Raw genomic sequence first — 15,864 nt, 5'->3', positions numbered from 1 at the left:
CCCCGGCTTTCAGGCTTGGGCAAATTCCTGCCGCGCATAGCCCTGCAGATACAAAAGCGCGGTCAAATCGCCATGGTTGACGCGCACTTCGCATTGTTCCGCGACCGAAGGCTTTGCATGCAGCGCAACCCCGGTTCCGGCCCGGCCCAACATACCCAGATCATTTGCCCCGTCACCCACAGCGATCACATTGTTTTCGGACAGGCCCAGACGCTTGGTAATCTGTTCCAGCGCGTCGACTTTGGCCTGTCGTCCCAAAATCGGTCGCTGCACATCGCCGGTCAGCTTGCCGTTTTCGGCCAGCAGAGTGTTGGCACGGTTTTCGTCAAACCCCAATTCACTGCCCACCTTGGCAGTAAACGCCGTGAACCCGCCTGAGACCAGCGCCGCATAGCCGCCATTGGCGCGCATCGTCGCGACCAGCACCTTGCCGCCGGGCATCAGGGTGATGCGTTCGGCCAGAACCTTGCCGATCACAGCCTCATCCAACCCTTTCAGCAACCCGACCCGTTCGGTCAGCGCGCCTTCGAAATCCAATTCGCCATTCATTGCGCGGGCCGTAATGTCCTTGACGCGGTCGCCGACACCGGCCTCATCCGCCAATTCGTCGATGCATTCCTGCTGGATCATGGTGCTATCCATATCCGCCAACAGCATCTTTTTGCGCCGCCCCTCGGCAGGCTGCACGATCAGGTCAACGCCAAGCTTCTGCAAATCACCCCAGACATCCCACTGGTTGCCCGGAAGGTCCTGCAGCGCGAACTCTGCCGCCTCATCCGGGCTGAGCCAGATGATCTCGGCCCCGCCCCAGGCATTCCGCAGCGACTCGACCAGCGCCAAATCCAGCGCGCGCGTTTCGGGATTGGTCAACAGGGTGGCAACATACATAGTCTATCTCCGGCGAATTCACCTGCGATTAACGCAGATAGCCCCCGATCGCCAGAAGACAGTTTGTCCGCAGCAACCTCTGGCACATCATGCGGACAGAACGGCGACCGATTGCGCCATTCAGGGCTTTACCAGCACGCCATTCCAAGACAGATTCGCCAGGACTGGACAGAAAGGAACTCGGTAAATGGGCAACCCGCTTTACGATCGCTTGTTTAGCATTCACGCGGGCAAAGAGACGCCTTTCCTGCATCTGCCCAACGGTCAGGTGCTGACCCATTCTGATTTCTTGGACATGGCATCTCGGTTGGCCAATACCCTAATCGGCTTTGAGCTCGAACCCGGACAACGCGTTGCGGTTCAGGTGGAAAAGTCGCCCGAAGCGCTTGCGCTGTTTGCTGCTTGTGTGCAGACCGGTCTGGTTTTTCTGCCACTCAACACTGCCTATACGGTCAGCGAACTGAGCTATTTCATCGAAAACAGCGGCGCTGCGCTGGTGGTCTGCGATGATGTGAATAAGGCTGGTCTGGCACCCGTCGCCGCCGCCCAGAAGGCGCGGCTTGAAACGCTAAACGCTGATGGATCCGGCAGCCTGATGCGGCGTGCTCTGGGTATGCTGCCTGCTTTCGAGCCGGTCAACCGCACCGAGGATGATCTGGCCGCCTTCCTGTACACGTCCGGCACGACCGGCCGATCCAAGGGCGCGATGCTGTCACAGGCCAATCTGCTGTCGAATGCCGAAACATTGGTACGGGAATGGCGGTTTACCGACGATGACGTGTTGCTGCATGCTCTGCCAATCTTTCACACTCATGGGCTGTTCGTGGCAACCAACGTGGTACTGGCTTCGGGCGGGTCGATGATCTTTCTGCCGAAATTCGATCTGGATGAGGTACTGCGGCATTTGCCTGATGCAACCGCGATGATGGGGGTTCCGACCTTCTACACCCGTCTGTTGGATGACGACCGGTTCACCGGCGATCTGGCACGTCATATGCGGCTGTTCATCTCGGGCTCGGCCCCAATGCTGGCCGAAACGCATCAGCAGTTTGAGGCCCGCACCGGGCACCGCATTCTTGAACGCTACGGTATGACCGAGACCAACATGAACACCTCGAACCCCTATGACGGTGAACGCCGCGCCGGATCCGTGGGGTTCCCCTTGCCGGGCGTTGAGCTCAAAGTGACCGACTCTGAGACGGGTGAAACCTTGCCACAGGGCGAAATCGGCATGATCGAGGTGCGTGGCCCCAACGTCTTTCAGGGCTATTGGGAAATGCCCGAGAAGACCGCAGCAGAGTTGCGCGAGGACGGGTTCTTTATCACCGGCGACCTTGGACGTGTGGACGCGGACGGCTATGTCCATATCGTCGGACGCGGCAAGGACCTGATCATCTCGGGCGGGTACAACATCTATCCCAAAGAGGTCGAACTGGTGCTGGACGACCAGCTCGGTGTTCTGGAAAGCGCAGTTATCGGCGTGCCCCATCCGGATTTCGGCGAAACCGTGTTGGGCCTGTTGGTAGCCGAACCAAACAAGTCGCCCGACCTCGAGGCCATCATGGCAAGCGCGCAGACCCAACTGGCGCGATTCAAACATCCCCGCAAGCTGATCGTGCTGAACGAATTGCCGCGCAATACGATGGGCAAAGTGCAAAAAAACGCGCTACGCGAAGCTTACAAAGACCTGTTTACCGAAGACTAGGTCTCAGCGGCGCGCGCCCCTGTGCGGTCAGCAACCAGCAATCACGGCCCTCGAACACGGCAGTGGCCAACGGATGACCATAGCCCGCGCCCGCATCCAAATTGATCCGATTGCCGCAATGTTCCGCCGTATCCACAGGGGTGTGACCATGCACGATCAGCCAGGGGTGCGGGCCAGATTCAACCAAAAATTCCTGCCGTATCCAAACCAGGTCATCTTCGGATTGCTGCGACAGTGGAAGACCGGGCCTGATGCCAGCGTGGACGAACAGCAGTTCATCCTCCTGATGGTAAACTGGCAAAGCGTTGATAAAATCCAGATGTGCTGGCGGTACGGCGGCACAGGCCCGTTCATGGACCTGATAGATGCGGTCATTGTCCGTGACTTCAACCCCATAGGAGGCCAGCGTATCCCGACCACCCAGCCGTGGGTTCAGCCAGTTCAGCGTGACGGGCAGTTGCTTATCTGCAATCTCGCGCTCTTGCACGAAGCGAGTCATCATGCGGTCGTGGTTACCCTTGACCATGACCCAGTTCCGCCCCGTCTGTTGGCTTTCGATCAGCAGGTTCAGAACACCACGACTGTCCGGGCCTCGATCGACATAGTCACCCAGAAACACAATCTTTGCATCTGGCCCGCCATCGGCCTCGATCCGCGACAGCGCAACCTGCAGCATGCCGAGCTGGCCGTGGATGTCACCGATTGCATAAATTGGCGAGGACATGGAAAACCCTAAATCAACAGGAACACCCTGCTTGTGACGCGTCTTGGCGGCCGGGAAAAGAAAATACCCACGCCTTGGAAGACGCGGGTATGAAGTGTCTCAGATATTCAACACCGCCTCAGGCAACGTCGAACTCCAGCGGTTTGATTTGCGTGAACAGGCCGGTTTCGGCCAGCTTTGCCCGCGCTTCGGCTGGCACCGGTTCGTCGACATACAGCAGCGCAATCGCTTCGCCGCCCGCTTCGGACCGGCCAAGGGTAAAGTTGGCGATGTTCACATCGCTTTCACCCATGGTCTGGCCCAACGCACCGATGATACCCGGAACATCCTCGTTGGTGGTGTACAGCATATGCGCGCCGACCTCGGCGTCGATATTGATGCCTTTGATCTGGATGAAGCGGGGTTTGCCGTCGCTGAACACCGTGCCACCGATGGAACGCTCGCGCTTTTCGGTCACGACAGTAACCTTGATGTACCCCTCGAAGGCACCCGATTTATCCTGATTGGTGGTCGAGATCTTGATGCCACGCTCTTTGGCCACCACAGGGGCAGAGACCATGTTAACCTCGGGGTTGAACTTTTTCATGATCCCGGCCACGGTCGAACAGTTCAGAGCCGCAAGGTTCATCTCAGCCGCGACACCGTCATAGAGAATGTTGATCGCCTTGATCGGCTCATCCGTCATTTGACCGATGAAGCTGCCCAGATGTCCGGCCAGTTTGATCCACGGCCCCATGACCTTGGCTTCTTCGGCGGTGACGGACGGCATGTTCAGCGCGTTCTCAACCGCGCCGGTCAGCAGGTAGTTCGAGATTTGCTCGGCCACCTGCAGCGCCACGTTTTCCTGCGCCTCGGTCGTTGCGGCCCCCAGATGCGGCGTGCAGACGACGTTGGGCAGGTTGAACAGCGCATTGTCCTTCGCGGGCTCTTCGCTGAACACGTCAAAGGCGGCACCCGCCACGTGACCGGATTGCAATGCTTCGGCCAGCGCCTCTTCATCGACCAGACCGCCGCGGGCACAGTTGACGATGCGCACGCCAGGCTTGGTCTTGGCCAGATTTTCGCGGCTGAGGATGTTGCGAGTCTGATCGGTCAGCGGCACATGCAAGGTGATGAAATCGGCACGCGACAGCAGCTCATCCAGTTCAACCTTTTCAACACCCATCTTGGCGGCTTTCTCTTCGCCCAGATAGGGATCATAGGCGACAACCTTCATTTTCAGGCCCAGGGCGCGTTCGCAGACGATCCCGCCAATATTGCCCGCACCAATGACGCCCAAGGTTTTGTTGGTCAGCTCGATCCCCATGAACTTAGACTTTTCCCATTTGCCCGCATGGGTCGAAGTACTGGCCTCGGGGATCTGCCGCGCCACGGCGAACATCATCGCAATCGCGTGCTCGGCTGTGGTGATCATGTTGCCAAAGGGCGTGTTCATCACGATGACGCCCTTCTTGCTGGCGGCATCCTTGTCGACATTGTCGGTGCCGATGCCGGCGCGACCTATGACTTTCAGCTTGTCCGCATGTTCCAGCAAAGTCGGCGTGACCTTGGTGGCCGAGCGGATGGCAAGGCCGTCATATTGGCCAATCACTTCGGCCAGTTTATCTTTGTCCTTGCCCAGATCGGGCATGAAATCCACGTCGATGCCGCGGTCGCGGAAAATCTGAACAGCGGTTTCACTGAGTTTGTCAGAAACGAGTACTTTGGGAGCCATGTCTGTGGTCCTTGAATGTAATGAGATGTCCGGGCCTGAGGCGGCCCGGTGAAGATTGGGAAAGATCAGGCGGCTTCAGTTTGTGCTGCGAGCTCAGCCTCGAAGGCCCAGGCTAGCCAGGGCAACATCGCTTCGATATCCGAAGTTTCGACCGTGCCGCCGCACCAGATACGCAGACCCGCAGGTGCGTCGCGATAAGCCCCGATATCCAACGCGATATTCTCGGCCTCCAACCGCTTTGCAACGGCCTTGGCGAAGGCTGCGCCGTCCCGAATGCGCGCATCGGTGAATTTCAGACAGACAGACGTATTCGACTGCGTCGCCGGGTCGTCAGCCAGGTTGGCGATCCAGTCATTCTGCTCGCAGAACGCATGCACCGCACCGGCATTGGCATCGGCCCGGCCAATCAATCCCTGCAGACCACCAACCGAGCGCGCCCAGTCCAATGCAAACAGATAGTCCTCAACCGCCAGCATCGACGGGGTGTTGATCGTGGCGCCAGTAAAGATACCATCGATCAGCTTACCGCCCTTGGTCAGGCGGAAAATCTTGGGCAATGGCCATGCGGGGGTATAGCTTTCAAGCCGCTCCACAGCGCGCGGGGAAAGTATCAGCATCCCATGCGCCGCCTCTCCGCCCAGAACTTTCTGCCAGCTAAACGTGGTCACATCCAACTTGTCCCACGGCAGGTCCATCGCGAAGGCCGCCGAAGTCGCATCGCAGATCGTCAAACCCTGACGGTCATCCGCAATCCAGTCACCGTTTGGCACCCGCACGCCCGAAGTCGTGCCGTTCCATGTAAAGACCACGTCATGGGAGAAGTCGACCGAGGCCAGATCGATGATCTGCCCATAATCGGCTGTTTTCACTTCGGCGTCGATTTTTAGCTGCTTGACCACATCCGTGATCCATCCCGCGCCAAAACTTTCCCAGGCCAGCATCTCGACCTTGCGCTCACCCAACAGCGACCACAGCGCCATCTCAACCGCGCCGGTGTCAGACGCGGGAACGATGCCGATCTTGTAATCTGCTGGAATGCCCAACACTTCACGCGTACCTTCGATGGCCGCCTTCAGCTTGTCCTTGCCAACAGCAGCGCGATGCGAACGGCCAAGCGCTGCGTCAGCCAGTTTGGTCAGGTCAAATGTGGGGGGTTTGGCGCAGGGCCCCGAGGAAAAGCGCGGATTTGCCGGCCGCGTTTCAGGTTTGCGCACGGCGTCATTCGATGCCGGTTGTTCGATAGTCATGTGTATTACCCTTCCAGATACACGCCCCTCGTTGGGGAGGGGTGTCCCACGGACAGAGCTAGGGTGCAGATGCAGCATCAACAAGCGAAAAAGACCCATTAGAAATCAAAAACGACAGGTTTTTATGCGCAAGTTGGGGGAGCGCGTTTCCGATAGGCGCAATTTCGTCACCGGCTCAGCGCATCGTCCTTGTTGCCTATCAGGTCAACCGAACGGCTTCACCCGTTGCCAGCGCCTGTTGTGCCGCCAACCCCATACGAACGGCCCACAGACCATCCTGCAGCGTCACATCCGGCGCGGCCCTTTCGCCGCGGACAAGCGCAAGGAACCCCTGATGCTGGTAATAGGTCGAGCCATTGTGATCCCCGGCGGCCAGCAAGCGCGGGTCAACGGGGATGTCCTGTGACACCGGCCCCTTCGGATTACGCGGGCTGACAATCACCTGCGGCACCGGCGGCTCACCCAGATGATCGGGCCAAAAGCGCCCCGGCCCCGGCACCAGCGCCTCGATCTTGGCCAGTTGTCCTGTGGCCGAGATTTCCTCTTGGTACCGCGATCCTTCGGCGAACATGCACAGTTCCAGCATCGCCCGCGTGCCGTTGGCGAAATCAACCAGAACATAACCGTGATCCAGAATATCCGGCGTTTCCCCATCATAGCTTTCGTCCAGATGGTTTACCGCCTGCCCACCGCTGGCGGTGATCCGCACCGGATCGGACCCAAGGATCAGCCGCATCAGGTCGAAGAAATGGCAGCATTTCTCGACAAATGTGCCGCCGGTATTGCGGTTGAACCGGTTCCAGTTGCCGACCTTTTCCAGAAAGGGAAATCGATGTTCTCGGATCGTCAGCATCTGCACCCCGCCGGTGGATTGGAGCCCTTTGATCAAAGCGGCAATCGGAGGCATATAGCGATATTCCATCGCCACCCAGATTGGATGGGGATAGTCACGCTGCACCGTTTCCAGCCGCGCCGCATCCTGCGGATCGGTAAAAAGCGGCTTTTCCACCAACAGGGGCAGTGGGCGCATCGCCGCGATGTCGCAGATCTGATCCACATGCAGGTGGTTCGGGCTGGCGATGACTAGGCAATCCAGATCCTCGACCGCCAGAAGGTCAGCCACCGACCCCACCATCACAGCCTCGGGCGCGATCTCTTGCGCGGCGTGGGCCATCTGCGGGTCGGGCTCATAGATTGCCGCCACGCGCGTGCCATCCAGCAGAGCGATATTATGCAGGTGCTCCTGCCCCATCATGCCGCATCCGATCAGCCCGTAATTGATGGTCCGGGTCATGCGCGTTTCCTTTTACTTCAAGCGTTGAACATAGGTGGCCCGATCCGGATCGAACCAAGTTTTAGAGAATTCGACGGGTTCGACCTGTTCTGACCAGCTGAACCGCTCGATATACCCGACCGTCTGCCCGAAGGGCTTGGTAAAGCCCGTCGGTGTCCAATCGGGCAGCGCGGCGATTGAAACCCTGTCTACGGCCCGCGTGATCCAGAACCCCAACTGCTGCTGATAATAGCGATACAGCGAGTCAGACAGCAGGTTGCCGTCGATCAAACCCACTGATTCGTCGAGCCATATCTCTTCGACCGCGATGATTGTGTCATTCAAATAGCGCATCCGGCGCACGCGCGACCCCGTGGCCGCGGCTCCGAACCCGGGCAGATTGGCAGGCTTTTCCAGATGATCGACCGACAGGATATCCGCGCTTGGCAAACCGCCCCCTTCGGGCAGCTCAAGCCGGAACATCGCATAGACGCTGTTCTGCGTTCCGGTCTCACGGATGTAATTGCCCGAGCCCTGAATGCGTTCCAACATCCCTTTTTTCTCAAGCTCGGACAGCGATTTTCGCAGGGTTCCGACCGAGACATTCAGGTCCGCCGCCATGTCCCGTTCCGGCGGTAGACGCTCACCGTCAATCAGACGGCCGGCCGCAATATCGCGGATCAGCAGTTCTGCAATCTGAACATATATCGGAAGGGCATTGGGGTTTCGGCTTGTGGGGGGCACGTCGGGGCGCTTCGATTGGTCACAGGAAAAATTGATACACTATTGATCTACATCAATGTGATTGCTACGCAAGAGAAAAAGCAAATCCATTGCGGAGACCGACTCAGATGACGATCGTCCCAATCACCTCCCCCGATCTGAATGCGGCCGAGGTCTCGTGGTTTTCGGCTCTGTGTTCGGATGACTATCAGTTTCTGGGGATGCCCGATGGCGATCTGCGGTCCAGCTGGGACCATTGTTCCGCCATCGTGAAAGAGGCCGAGGCACAGGGGTTTCGCAACATCCTGTGCCCGTCATCCTATCAGGTCGGTCAGGACACGCTCAGCTTTGTTGCTGGATGCGCACCGATCACCGACAAGATCAACCTGCTGGCCGCGGTGCGTTGCGGTGAAATGCAGCCCATCATGCTGGCCCGCACCATCGCGACGCTGGATCACATGTTGCGGGGGCGTTTGACGGTCAACATCATCTCGTCCGATTTCCCTGGTGAAAAGGCAGACAGCGCGTTCCGTTATCAACGCTCGCGCGAAGTCGTCGAAATCCTGAAACAGGCTTGGACGCGGGATGAGATCAACCATGCGGGCGAGGTCTATAATTTCTCGGGCCTGACCACCGATCCAGCCAAACCCTATCAGACCGGCGGACCACTGTTGTATTTCGGCGGCTATTCCCCATCTGCGCTCGAACTGTGCGGAGAGCATTGCGATGTCTACCTGATGTGGCCAGAAACCGAGGATCAACTGGCCGGGCGGATGCAGGCGGTTCATGCGGTAGCCGAGAATTACAACCGGACTCTGGATTACGGCTTGCGCGTTCACATGATCGTTCGCGATACCGAGACCGAAGCGCAGGAATACGCTGATTACATCGTATCCAAGCTGGACGACGAATACGGTCGCGCCATCCGCGAACGGGCGCTGGATTCCACCTCGCTGGGTGTGGCGCATCAGGCCAAAAACCGCGATCTGGCGGATGAATACGGCTATGTCGAACCTGGTCTCTGGACAGGCGTGGGCCGGGCGCGGTCTGGCTGCGGCGCAGCGCTTGTGGGCTCCACCGATCAGGTCATGACCAAGATTGAAAACTATCAAAAGATGGGCATCCGCGCCTTCATCTTCTCGGGCTATCCACATCTGGACGAGGCCCGCCATTTCGGTGCCCGCGTGATGCCCAACCTGAAAACCTGCTCGCTTCCCGAGGAATACGGACGCGTGCCCAAAACCATCCCAGCCACCCCGCTGGGCAACGGAGTTCGCCGCTAATGCAACGTGTAAAGCTTTCAGACACGCTGGAAATGAGCCGCCTGGTATACGGCATGTGGCGCTTGGGTGATGACAGTGACACCTCGGCGGATCATGTCGAAGCCAAGATACAAGCCTGCCTGGATCAGGGCATCACCACATTCGATCAGGCCGATATCTATGGCGGTTACGCGGCCGAGGCGGTTTTGGGCAATGCCCTGCGCGCCAACCCGGCGCTGCGCGCGCGGATGGAGATCGTCACCAAATGCGACATCGTTGCGCCGATGGGCCGTTACGCAGACGCCATGGTCAAATATTATGACACATCGCGCGCGCATATCCTGAAATCGGTTGAAACCTCGCTGACCGAGATGGCAATCGACCATGTCGACCTGCTCCTGATCCACCGCCCTGATCCCTTCATGGACCACCATGAGACCGGCGCAGCGCTGGACGAGGTCGTGGCCAGCGGCAAAGTGGGCGCGGTTGGCGTATCGAATTTCCGCCCGTGGGACTGGACGCTTCTGCAATCAGCGATGAAGACCCAACTGGTCACCAACCAGGTCGAGATCTCGCTGGGCGAAATCCGCCCCTTCACCAATGGCGACCTAGCGTTTCATCAACAGCATGGGCAGCCGGTGATGGCGTGGTCGCCGCTGGGCGGCGGACTGCTGATGGCCGGGAACCCTCCGGTCGGCGTGGTCGCGGATGAGATCGCCGCCGAATTCGGAGTGGACCGGGCCGCAGTGGCCGTGGCCTTCCTTCTGGCACATCCTGCAGGCATCCTGCCGGTGCTAGGCACCAACAATCTGGGCCGGATCAAACAGATTTCGGACGCCTTGAAAGTCAATCTGGATCGCGAGAGTTGGTACCGCCTTTATGAGGCGGCACTGGGCCATGAGGTACCATGATGAATGCAATGTCACAGGACATGAACCATACTTTCATCCCACACAAGGATGACACCCGAACCCTGCGCGATGCGTTTGGCCGCTTTGCCACCGGAGTTACCATCGTCACCTGCAACAGCACGGACGGCCCGGTCTGCATCACCGCCAACAGTTTTTCGTCCCTATCGCTGGACCCGCCCCTGATCATGTGGGCCGGCGACCGCAACTCGCGCCGCTTCCCCTATTTCCACAAGGCGCGCCATTTCAGCGTTCATGTATTGTCCTCTGAACAGGCCGAGCTGTGTTTCGGCTGCTCGAAAAACGCCTTTGCGCTGCGAGACATCGCCCATGGGCATTGCTCGAATGGTACCCCTCTGCTGCCGGATTGTCTGGCACGGTTTGAATGTGAACAACACGCTTATCACGACGCAGGCGATCATGTGATCGTCGTGGGCAAAGTCCTGAAGGCCAGCATTAGCGATGGAGACGCGCTGACCTTTTATGCCGGAAAACTCGGACAATTCGCGCAGTCCTAAGCGCGCTCTGACGACTGCGGGACCAACCCGCGGCTGACATAGGGAGGAAACGCATGGGCGGACTGGCAACGATGCTGGCGCCGATTGCATTCGTGAACGAAACCGTGCTGCGATTGGGCCGCGCGGTTGGCGTCGTTGCGATTGCATTCATGGTGACCGCAATCCTGATTCAGGTATTCTTCCGATATGTGCTGGGCAACGCACTGCCCTGGCCGGATGAGGCCGCCCGGTTCTGCATGCTCTGGATGACGGGTCTGATGGCCCCGACCGCATTTCGCCGCGGCGGGTTCGTGGCCATCGACATGGTGCCCCTGATGCTTCCGCGCGTATTGGGACAGGTACTGATGCTCGCGCTGCTGTTCGTGTCACTGGCGGTGCTGCTGGTGGCGGTAAAGATCGGCTGGTCCGAAGTGACCGGGTTCGGGGGCAAATTCGCAACCGCCGCTTTGTATATTCCCACCTCATTTGGCTTTGACGAATGGTACCGCGTCCCGCGCAGCTGGATGATGGCCTCGCTGCTGGTAGGGGTGGCCCTTCTGATCGTAGTAAATGTCGAGCTGATCCTGCGCGCGATTGTCTCGCTATTGGGGGGCGCAGACCTGCTGCCTGAAATTGCCGACGCACCGGTGGGGGCTGAATAGATGTTGATTTGGTTCCTGCCCACTTTCCTTGTCTTTCTGATGATCGGCCTGCCGGTCTTTTTCGCCCTTTTGGCCGCCCCGGGTATCCTGCTGTGGCTAAATGGCCAATCCAATGACATCACCCTGCTGTACCGCAATGTTTATAACGGCATGGACAGCTTTCCCCTGATGGCAATCCCTTTCTTCATGCTGGCCGGAGAGCTAATGAACCGCGGCGGGATAACCATCCGTCTGGTGGAATTCAGCCAAGCCTTGATGGGCCATTTTCGCGGCGGGTTGGCGCATGTGAACGTGCTCAGCTCGATCCTGTTTGCGGGACTTTCAGGCTCTGCCGTGGCGGATACATCAGCGCTGGGTTCAATGCTGATCCCAGCGATGGAGAAGCAGGGCTATACCCGCAAATTCGCTGCGGCGATCACTGCGGCCAGTTCGGTGATCGGTCCGATCATTCCCCCTTCGGGCATCATGATCATCTACGCGTATGTGATGGGCGAAAGCGTTGCGGCGCTGTTTCTGGCTGGGATCGTGCCGGGCGTCATGGTTGGCGTTGGCCTGATGCTGATGATCAAATTCATGGCCGACAAGTATGATTTTCCCGTTGCCAGCCGCAAATACACATGGGGTGAACGGGGTCAGGCCAGCCTCAAGGCGTTCTTTCCACTGCTGACTCCGGTGATCATTCTGGGTGGTATTCTGGGCGGTATCTTTACACCTACCGAAGCCGCAGCGGTGGCCGTCGGCTATGCCTTTCTGATCGGCTTTTTCATCCTGCGCACCCTGACGCTCAAAGAAGTGCCCGAGATCCTCAGCAATGCCGGCCTAACCTCCGCCGTCGTTCTGCTGCTGGTGGGGGCGGCCATGGCGTTCAAAACCGTGGTCAGCCTCAGCCATGCGCCAGAACAGCTGGCCTCGCTGATCCTCAGCCTGTCGGAAAACCCGCTGATCCTGCTGTTTCTGATCAACCTGCTCTTGTTCGTTGTCGGCATGTTTTTGGATGCCGGGCCTGCGATCATCATTCTTGGGCCGATCCTGGGACCGATCTTTACCAGCCTCGGCGTCGACCCGATCCACTTTGCCATCATCATGAGCGTCAACTTGACCGTTGGTCTGGCCACACCCCCCATGGGGCTAGTGCTGTTCGTGGCCGCCGCCGTGTCGCGCGAAAAGGTTGAAACCATTGCCAAGGCGATCCTGCCGTTTCTGGCCGTTGAAATCATCGTGATCTTTCTGATCACCTACATCCCCGCATTATCCATGACGATCCCGAGGATAACGGGATTTGCCAACTAACTGAGTTCCACAGGGAGGAAACGCATGCTCAGAACCTTTATCAAAACCGCAGCGGTGGCCACGTCGCTGGTCGCCGCATCAGCCATCGCGGCCACGGCAGCGGATTATACGCTGCGCGCCACGGCCAACTCGAACGAAAATGACGAGGATTATGACGGTCTAATCGTTTTCAAGAACTATGTCGAAGCCGCTTCGAACGGCGCGATCGAGGTCGAGCTGTTCATCGGTACGCAGCTGTGTTCGAACGGCGCGGAATGCCTGCAGGGTGTGGCCGATGGAACCATCGACATCTATATCTCGACCTCGGGCGGGGCGTCAGGCATCTTTCCCTATGTTCAGGTCCTCGACCTACCCTACCTTATGGCGGATGACCGGATTGCCGAGCATGTTCTATCCGGCGATTTCACCCGCACCATGCGCGACATGGCGCTTGAGGATTCCGGCGGCGCGATCCGTCTGATGACCATCGGCAACACTGGTGGCTGGCGCAACTTTGCCAACACCCAGCGTCGCGTGGCTGAACCAGCTGATATGGAAGGGTTGAAAATCCGCACCGTGGTCGCTGACCTGCCACAAGAGCTGGTTAAAGCCTTGGGTGCATCGCCCACCCCGATCCCGTGGCCGGAACTGTTCACCAGCTTTCAAACCGGTGTGGTTGAAGGGTCCAAGAACGGCATCACCGACATCATGGGCATGAAATTCCCCGATGCAGGCCTGCAATATGTCACCCTGGACGGCCATGCCTATATGGGCGCTCTGTGGTGGATGAATAACGCCAAGTTCCAGGAGATGCCCGAAGACATGCGCCGTGTCGTGGTCGATGGGTTCTATGCGCTGCAGCAGGCCACCTTTGCCTCACCCAAGCGCAAGTCGATCCAGGCCTATGAGGATTTCGTCGCCGGTGGCGGTGATCTGTACGTGCCGACCCCCGAGCAGAAAGCCGCGTTCAAAGAGGCGGCAACCCCGGTCTACGAGTGGTTCCAAACCAACGTCGGTCGTGGTGATGAGGTCTTCACCGCGCTCACCGAAGCCGTTGCAGCGGCCGAGGCAGACGTCAACGCATCGCGTGACGCGGACCTGAACTAAGCCATTTAGGGTCGGGCGTTTGGCCCGACCCTCACCGAAACGGGTACATCCACCCTTTATAGTCGTTGACCAGAACATGGGCTCTTTCAATCTGCTCCGGCGACATTTTCTTGACCACTTCCTCAAGGCTGATTGCCGCGTCGGGATCGCCGCCAATGGCGCTGAGCGTGTACCACATGTAAGCCCGCACAAGATCCGGCGCAGGCAAGCCCAGACCCAGTTCGTAATACCAGCCGATCCCCGATTGTGCGCCCGGATGCCCCTTCATCGATGCGCGCAGATACCATTCAAAGGCACGTTCATAATCCTGCTCGACCCCAAGACCCAACCCGTACATCACGCCGATCAATTCCTCGGCCTCGGCATTGCCGGATCGGGCGGCGGGCAGCAGTTCCTCGCGCGCGGCCTCGAACGCGCCGGCCTCCATCATGTCACGCGCCTGTTCCAGCTCGGCCAGCGCAGGGGTCGCAAGCATACACAGGGCAAATATAATCTGGCGCATGGGATTGCTTTCCTTTTTGCCGGCGCGGCCGCAGCGCAAGAGCTGCCACGCCCGCTGACCGATGATGATTTCCTGTCCTTTGATATGGAACAGGCCGCGATTGGTCATCAACTGTTTTACGATCCGATCCTGTCGGGCAATCAAAACATCGCCTGCGCCCATTGCCACCACCCGGATTTCGGCACATCCGATGGGCTGTCACTGGGCATCGGCGAAGGCGGTCAGGGGTTAGGCCCCGATCGCACGCCGGGCACTGGGTCCGACAAAATCCGCAAGCGTATTCCCCGAAATTCGCCCGGCCTTTGGAACCTCGGGGCAAAGGACATCCATACTGTTTTCCATGACGGACGACTGAGTATCTCGGATGTCTATGGCAACGGCTTCAACTCTCCGGCGCAGGAATGGTTGCCCGCGGGATTGAATTCTCTGCTGGCCGCGCAGGCGCTGTTCCCGCTGACCTCGCAGTTTGAGATGGCCGGGAATGTTGCCGAAAACCAGGTGACTGGCGCTGTGCATGACCGGATCGACAAGGGCTGGCCGATTCTTGCCAAGCGTGTGCGCACCGACCCCGCCTACGGTCCGGCCATGATCGCAGCCTTTCCTGAAGTCAAGACATCCGAAGACATAACCATCACCCAGATCGCCAATGCTCTGGCCGCCTTCATGGCTATCGAATGGCGCAGTATCGACAGCCCCTTTGATCATTATCTGGCAGGGAACACCGATGCGCTGTCACCGGTTCAGAAGGCTGGAATGACCCTTTTCTATGGCAAGGCGCAATGTTCCACCTGCCACGCCGGGCCCCTAATGTCGGATCAGAAGTTCCACGCGCTGGCCTTGCCGCCCTTTGGCCCGGGCCGCACCCGGCAATGGGATCCCAATGTCCGCGATGTTGGCCGCATGGGCGAAAGTGATCGGCTTGAGGATGCCTACCGCTTTCGAACGCCGATGCTGCGCAATGTTGCTCTAACCGCACCATACGGCCATAACGGAGCCTTTCCCGATCTCGACAGCGTGATCCGCCATCACCTCAACCCTGAACGCAGCCTGTCGCGTTGGACCCGTGACATGGCCGCCCTGCCCGAAATTCCGTGGCTGGAACAGATTGATTTCGCGGTATGGGGCGATCAGTTCGAAATGGCGCGCCTACGCAGCCGGATCGACATCCCAGAGATTGACCTGACAGATGCAGAAATCACCAGTCTTGTGGAATTCCTGCATGGTCTGACCGGGACCAGCATCAAGACGCCGCCATTTGGGATTCCTGACAATTTCATCCCATAAGATCAGCCCCTGGCCAGAGCGGGGGCTGATCTGGTTGTCGTCTGTTTACTCTGCGGCTTCTTCGTAAGCGTCCATTGGTGGGCATGTGCAGATGAGGTT

15 protein-coding genes are annotated in these 15,864 nt (G+C 58.7%); 8 read left to right on the top strand and 7 right to left on the bottom strand.

The genetic code is table 11. The features are described from left to right. Nucleotides 1-9: 9 nt before the first annotated feature. Nucleotides 10-888 (bottom strand): phosphoserine phosphatase SerB, encoded by an 879-nt coding sequence (serB, locus tag AC2FIM_RS12595; protein ID WP_496677861.1) that lies wholly within the window; start codon nucleotides 886-888, stop codon nucleotides 10-12. Nucleotides 889-1,075: 187 nt separating this feature from the next. Between serB and AC2FIM_RS12590 the strand changes: the two genes are divergently transcribed. Continuing rightward, nucleotides 1,076-2,593 carry a malonate--CoA ligase gene (locus AC2FIM_RS12590; protein ID WP_496677863.1) on the top strand — a complete coding sequence of 506 codons (1,518 nt, stop codon included), beginning with the start codon at nucleotides 1,076-1,078 and terminating at the stop codon, nucleotides 2,591-2,593. Here the strand turns inward: AC2FIM_RS12590 and AC2FIM_RS12585 are convergent. The 5 genes from AC2FIM_RS12585 to AC2FIM_RS12565 all read right to left on the bottom strand — a co-directional run bounded on the left by AC2FIM_RS12585 (nucleotide 2,580) and on the right by AC2FIM_RS12565 (nucleotide 8,295). Beyond that, nucleotides 2,580-3,317, bottom strand: coding sequence for a metallophosphoesterase family protein (locus AC2FIM_RS12585; RefSeq protein ID WP_142637230.1), 738 nt, complete (start codon nucleotides 3,315-3,317; stop codon nucleotides 2,580-2,582). The two genes, AC2FIM_RS12590 and AC2FIM_RS12585, sit on opposite strands and share 14 nt — an antisense overlap. 118 nt (nucleotides 3,318-3,435) lie before the next feature. Then, nucleotides 3,436-5,031 (bottom strand): phosphoglycerate dehydrogenase, encoded by a 1,596-nt coding sequence (serA, locus tag AC2FIM_RS12580; protein WP_271949545.1) that lies wholly within the window; start codon nucleotides 5,029-5,031, stop codon nucleotides 3,436-3,438. Between the two features lie 65 nt (nucleotides 5,032-5,096). Further along, entirely contained in the window at nucleotides 5,097-6,278 is a 1,182-nt protein-coding gene (locus AC2FIM_RS12575; protein ID WP_496677865.1) for a phosphoserine transaminase, read from the bottom strand. A 199-nt stretch (nucleotides 6,279-6,477) separates the two neighbouring features. Then, nucleotides 6,478-7,572 carry a Gfo/Idh/MocA family protein gene (locus AC2FIM_RS12570; RefSeq protein WP_281973027.1) on the bottom strand — a complete coding sequence of 365 codons (1,095 nt, stop codon included), beginning with the start codon at nucleotides 7,570-7,572 and terminating at the stop codon, nucleotides 6,478-6,480. Nucleotides 7,573-7,584: 12 nt separating this feature from the next. Beyond that, nucleotides 7,585-8,295 carry a GntR family transcriptional regulator gene (locus AC2FIM_RS12565; protein WP_142637238.1) on the bottom strand — a complete coding sequence of 237 codons (711 nt, stop codon included), beginning with the start codon at nucleotides 8,293-8,295 and terminating at the stop codon, nucleotides 7,585-7,587. A gap of 107 nt (nucleotides 8,296-8,402) precedes the next feature. On the opposite strand from AC2FIM_RS12565, the gene AC2FIM_RS12560 reads away from it, so the two are divergent. From AC2FIM_RS12560 to AC2FIM_RS12535, 6 genes are read left to right on the top strand one after another with little or no spacing between them, the layout of a single operon-like run. Continuing rightward, a complete protein-coding gene (locus AC2FIM_RS12560; protein WP_271949539.1) occupies nucleotides 8,403-9,557 on the top strand; it encodes an LLM class flavin-dependent oxidoreductase in 1,155 nt (384 codons plus the stop codon). Next, a complete protein-coding gene (locus tag AC2FIM_RS12555) occupies nucleotides 9,557-10,447 on the top strand; it encodes an aldo/keto reductase (RefSeq protein ID WP_496677867.1) in 891 nt (296 codons plus the stop codon). The genes AC2FIM_RS12560 and AC2FIM_RS12555 overlap by 1 nt, the downstream gene beginning before the upstream one ends. After that, a complete protein-coding gene (locus tag AC2FIM_RS12550; RefSeq protein WP_185956692.1) occupies nucleotides 10,447-10,962 on the top strand; it encodes a flavin reductase family protein in 516 nt (171 codons plus the stop codon). The genes AC2FIM_RS12555 and AC2FIM_RS12550 overlap by 1 nt, the downstream gene beginning before the upstream one ends. A 53-nt stretch (nucleotides 10,963-11,015) precedes the next feature. Next, the gene (locus tag AC2FIM_RS12545; protein WP_142637246.1) at nucleotides 11,016-11,603 is read left to right on the top strand and encodes a TRAP transporter small permease; all 588 of its coding nucleotides are present in this window, start codon (nucleotides 11,016-11,018) and stop codon (nucleotides 11,601-11,603) included. Next, complete coding sequence (locus tag AC2FIM_RS12540) at nucleotides 11,604-12,893, top strand: TRAP transporter large permease (protein ID WP_142637247.1); 1,290 nt, start codon at nucleotides 11,604-11,606, stop codon at nucleotides 12,891-12,893. A gap of 24 nt (nucleotides 12,894-12,917) precedes the next feature. Then, nucleotides 12,918-13,979: a TRAP transporter substrate-binding protein gene (locus tag AC2FIM_RS12535; RefSeq protein WP_142637250.1), complete on the top strand. Its 1,062-nt coding sequence runs from the start codon at nucleotides 12,918-12,920 to the stop codon at nucleotides 13,977-13,979. 31 nt (nucleotides 13,980-14,010) lie between these two features. Here the strand turns inward: AC2FIM_RS12535 and AC2FIM_RS12530 are convergent, their stop codons facing one another. Beyond that, on the bottom strand, nucleotides 14,011-14,481 hold the full coding sequence (locus AC2FIM_RS12530) for a tetratricopeptide repeat protein (protein ID WP_496677873.1): 471 nt from the start codon (nucleotides 14,479-14,481) through the stop codon (nucleotides 14,011-14,013). 84 nt (nucleotides 14,482-14,565) lie between these two features. Between AC2FIM_RS12530 and AC2FIM_RS12525 the strand changes: the two genes are divergently transcribed. Continuing rightward, the gene (locus AC2FIM_RS12525; RefSeq protein WP_334223310.1) at nucleotides 14,566-15,765 is read left to right on the top strand and encodes a cytochrome-c peroxidase; all 1,200 of its coding nucleotides are present in this window, start codon (nucleotides 14,566-14,568) and stop codon (nucleotides 15,763-15,765) included. Nucleotides 15,766-15,864: the final 99 nt, after the last annotated feature.

It is taken from the genome of Ruegeria sp. CDSC052 (assembly GCF_059610685.1).
This window is presented reverse-complemented; position numbering and strand designations above follow the sequence as displayed.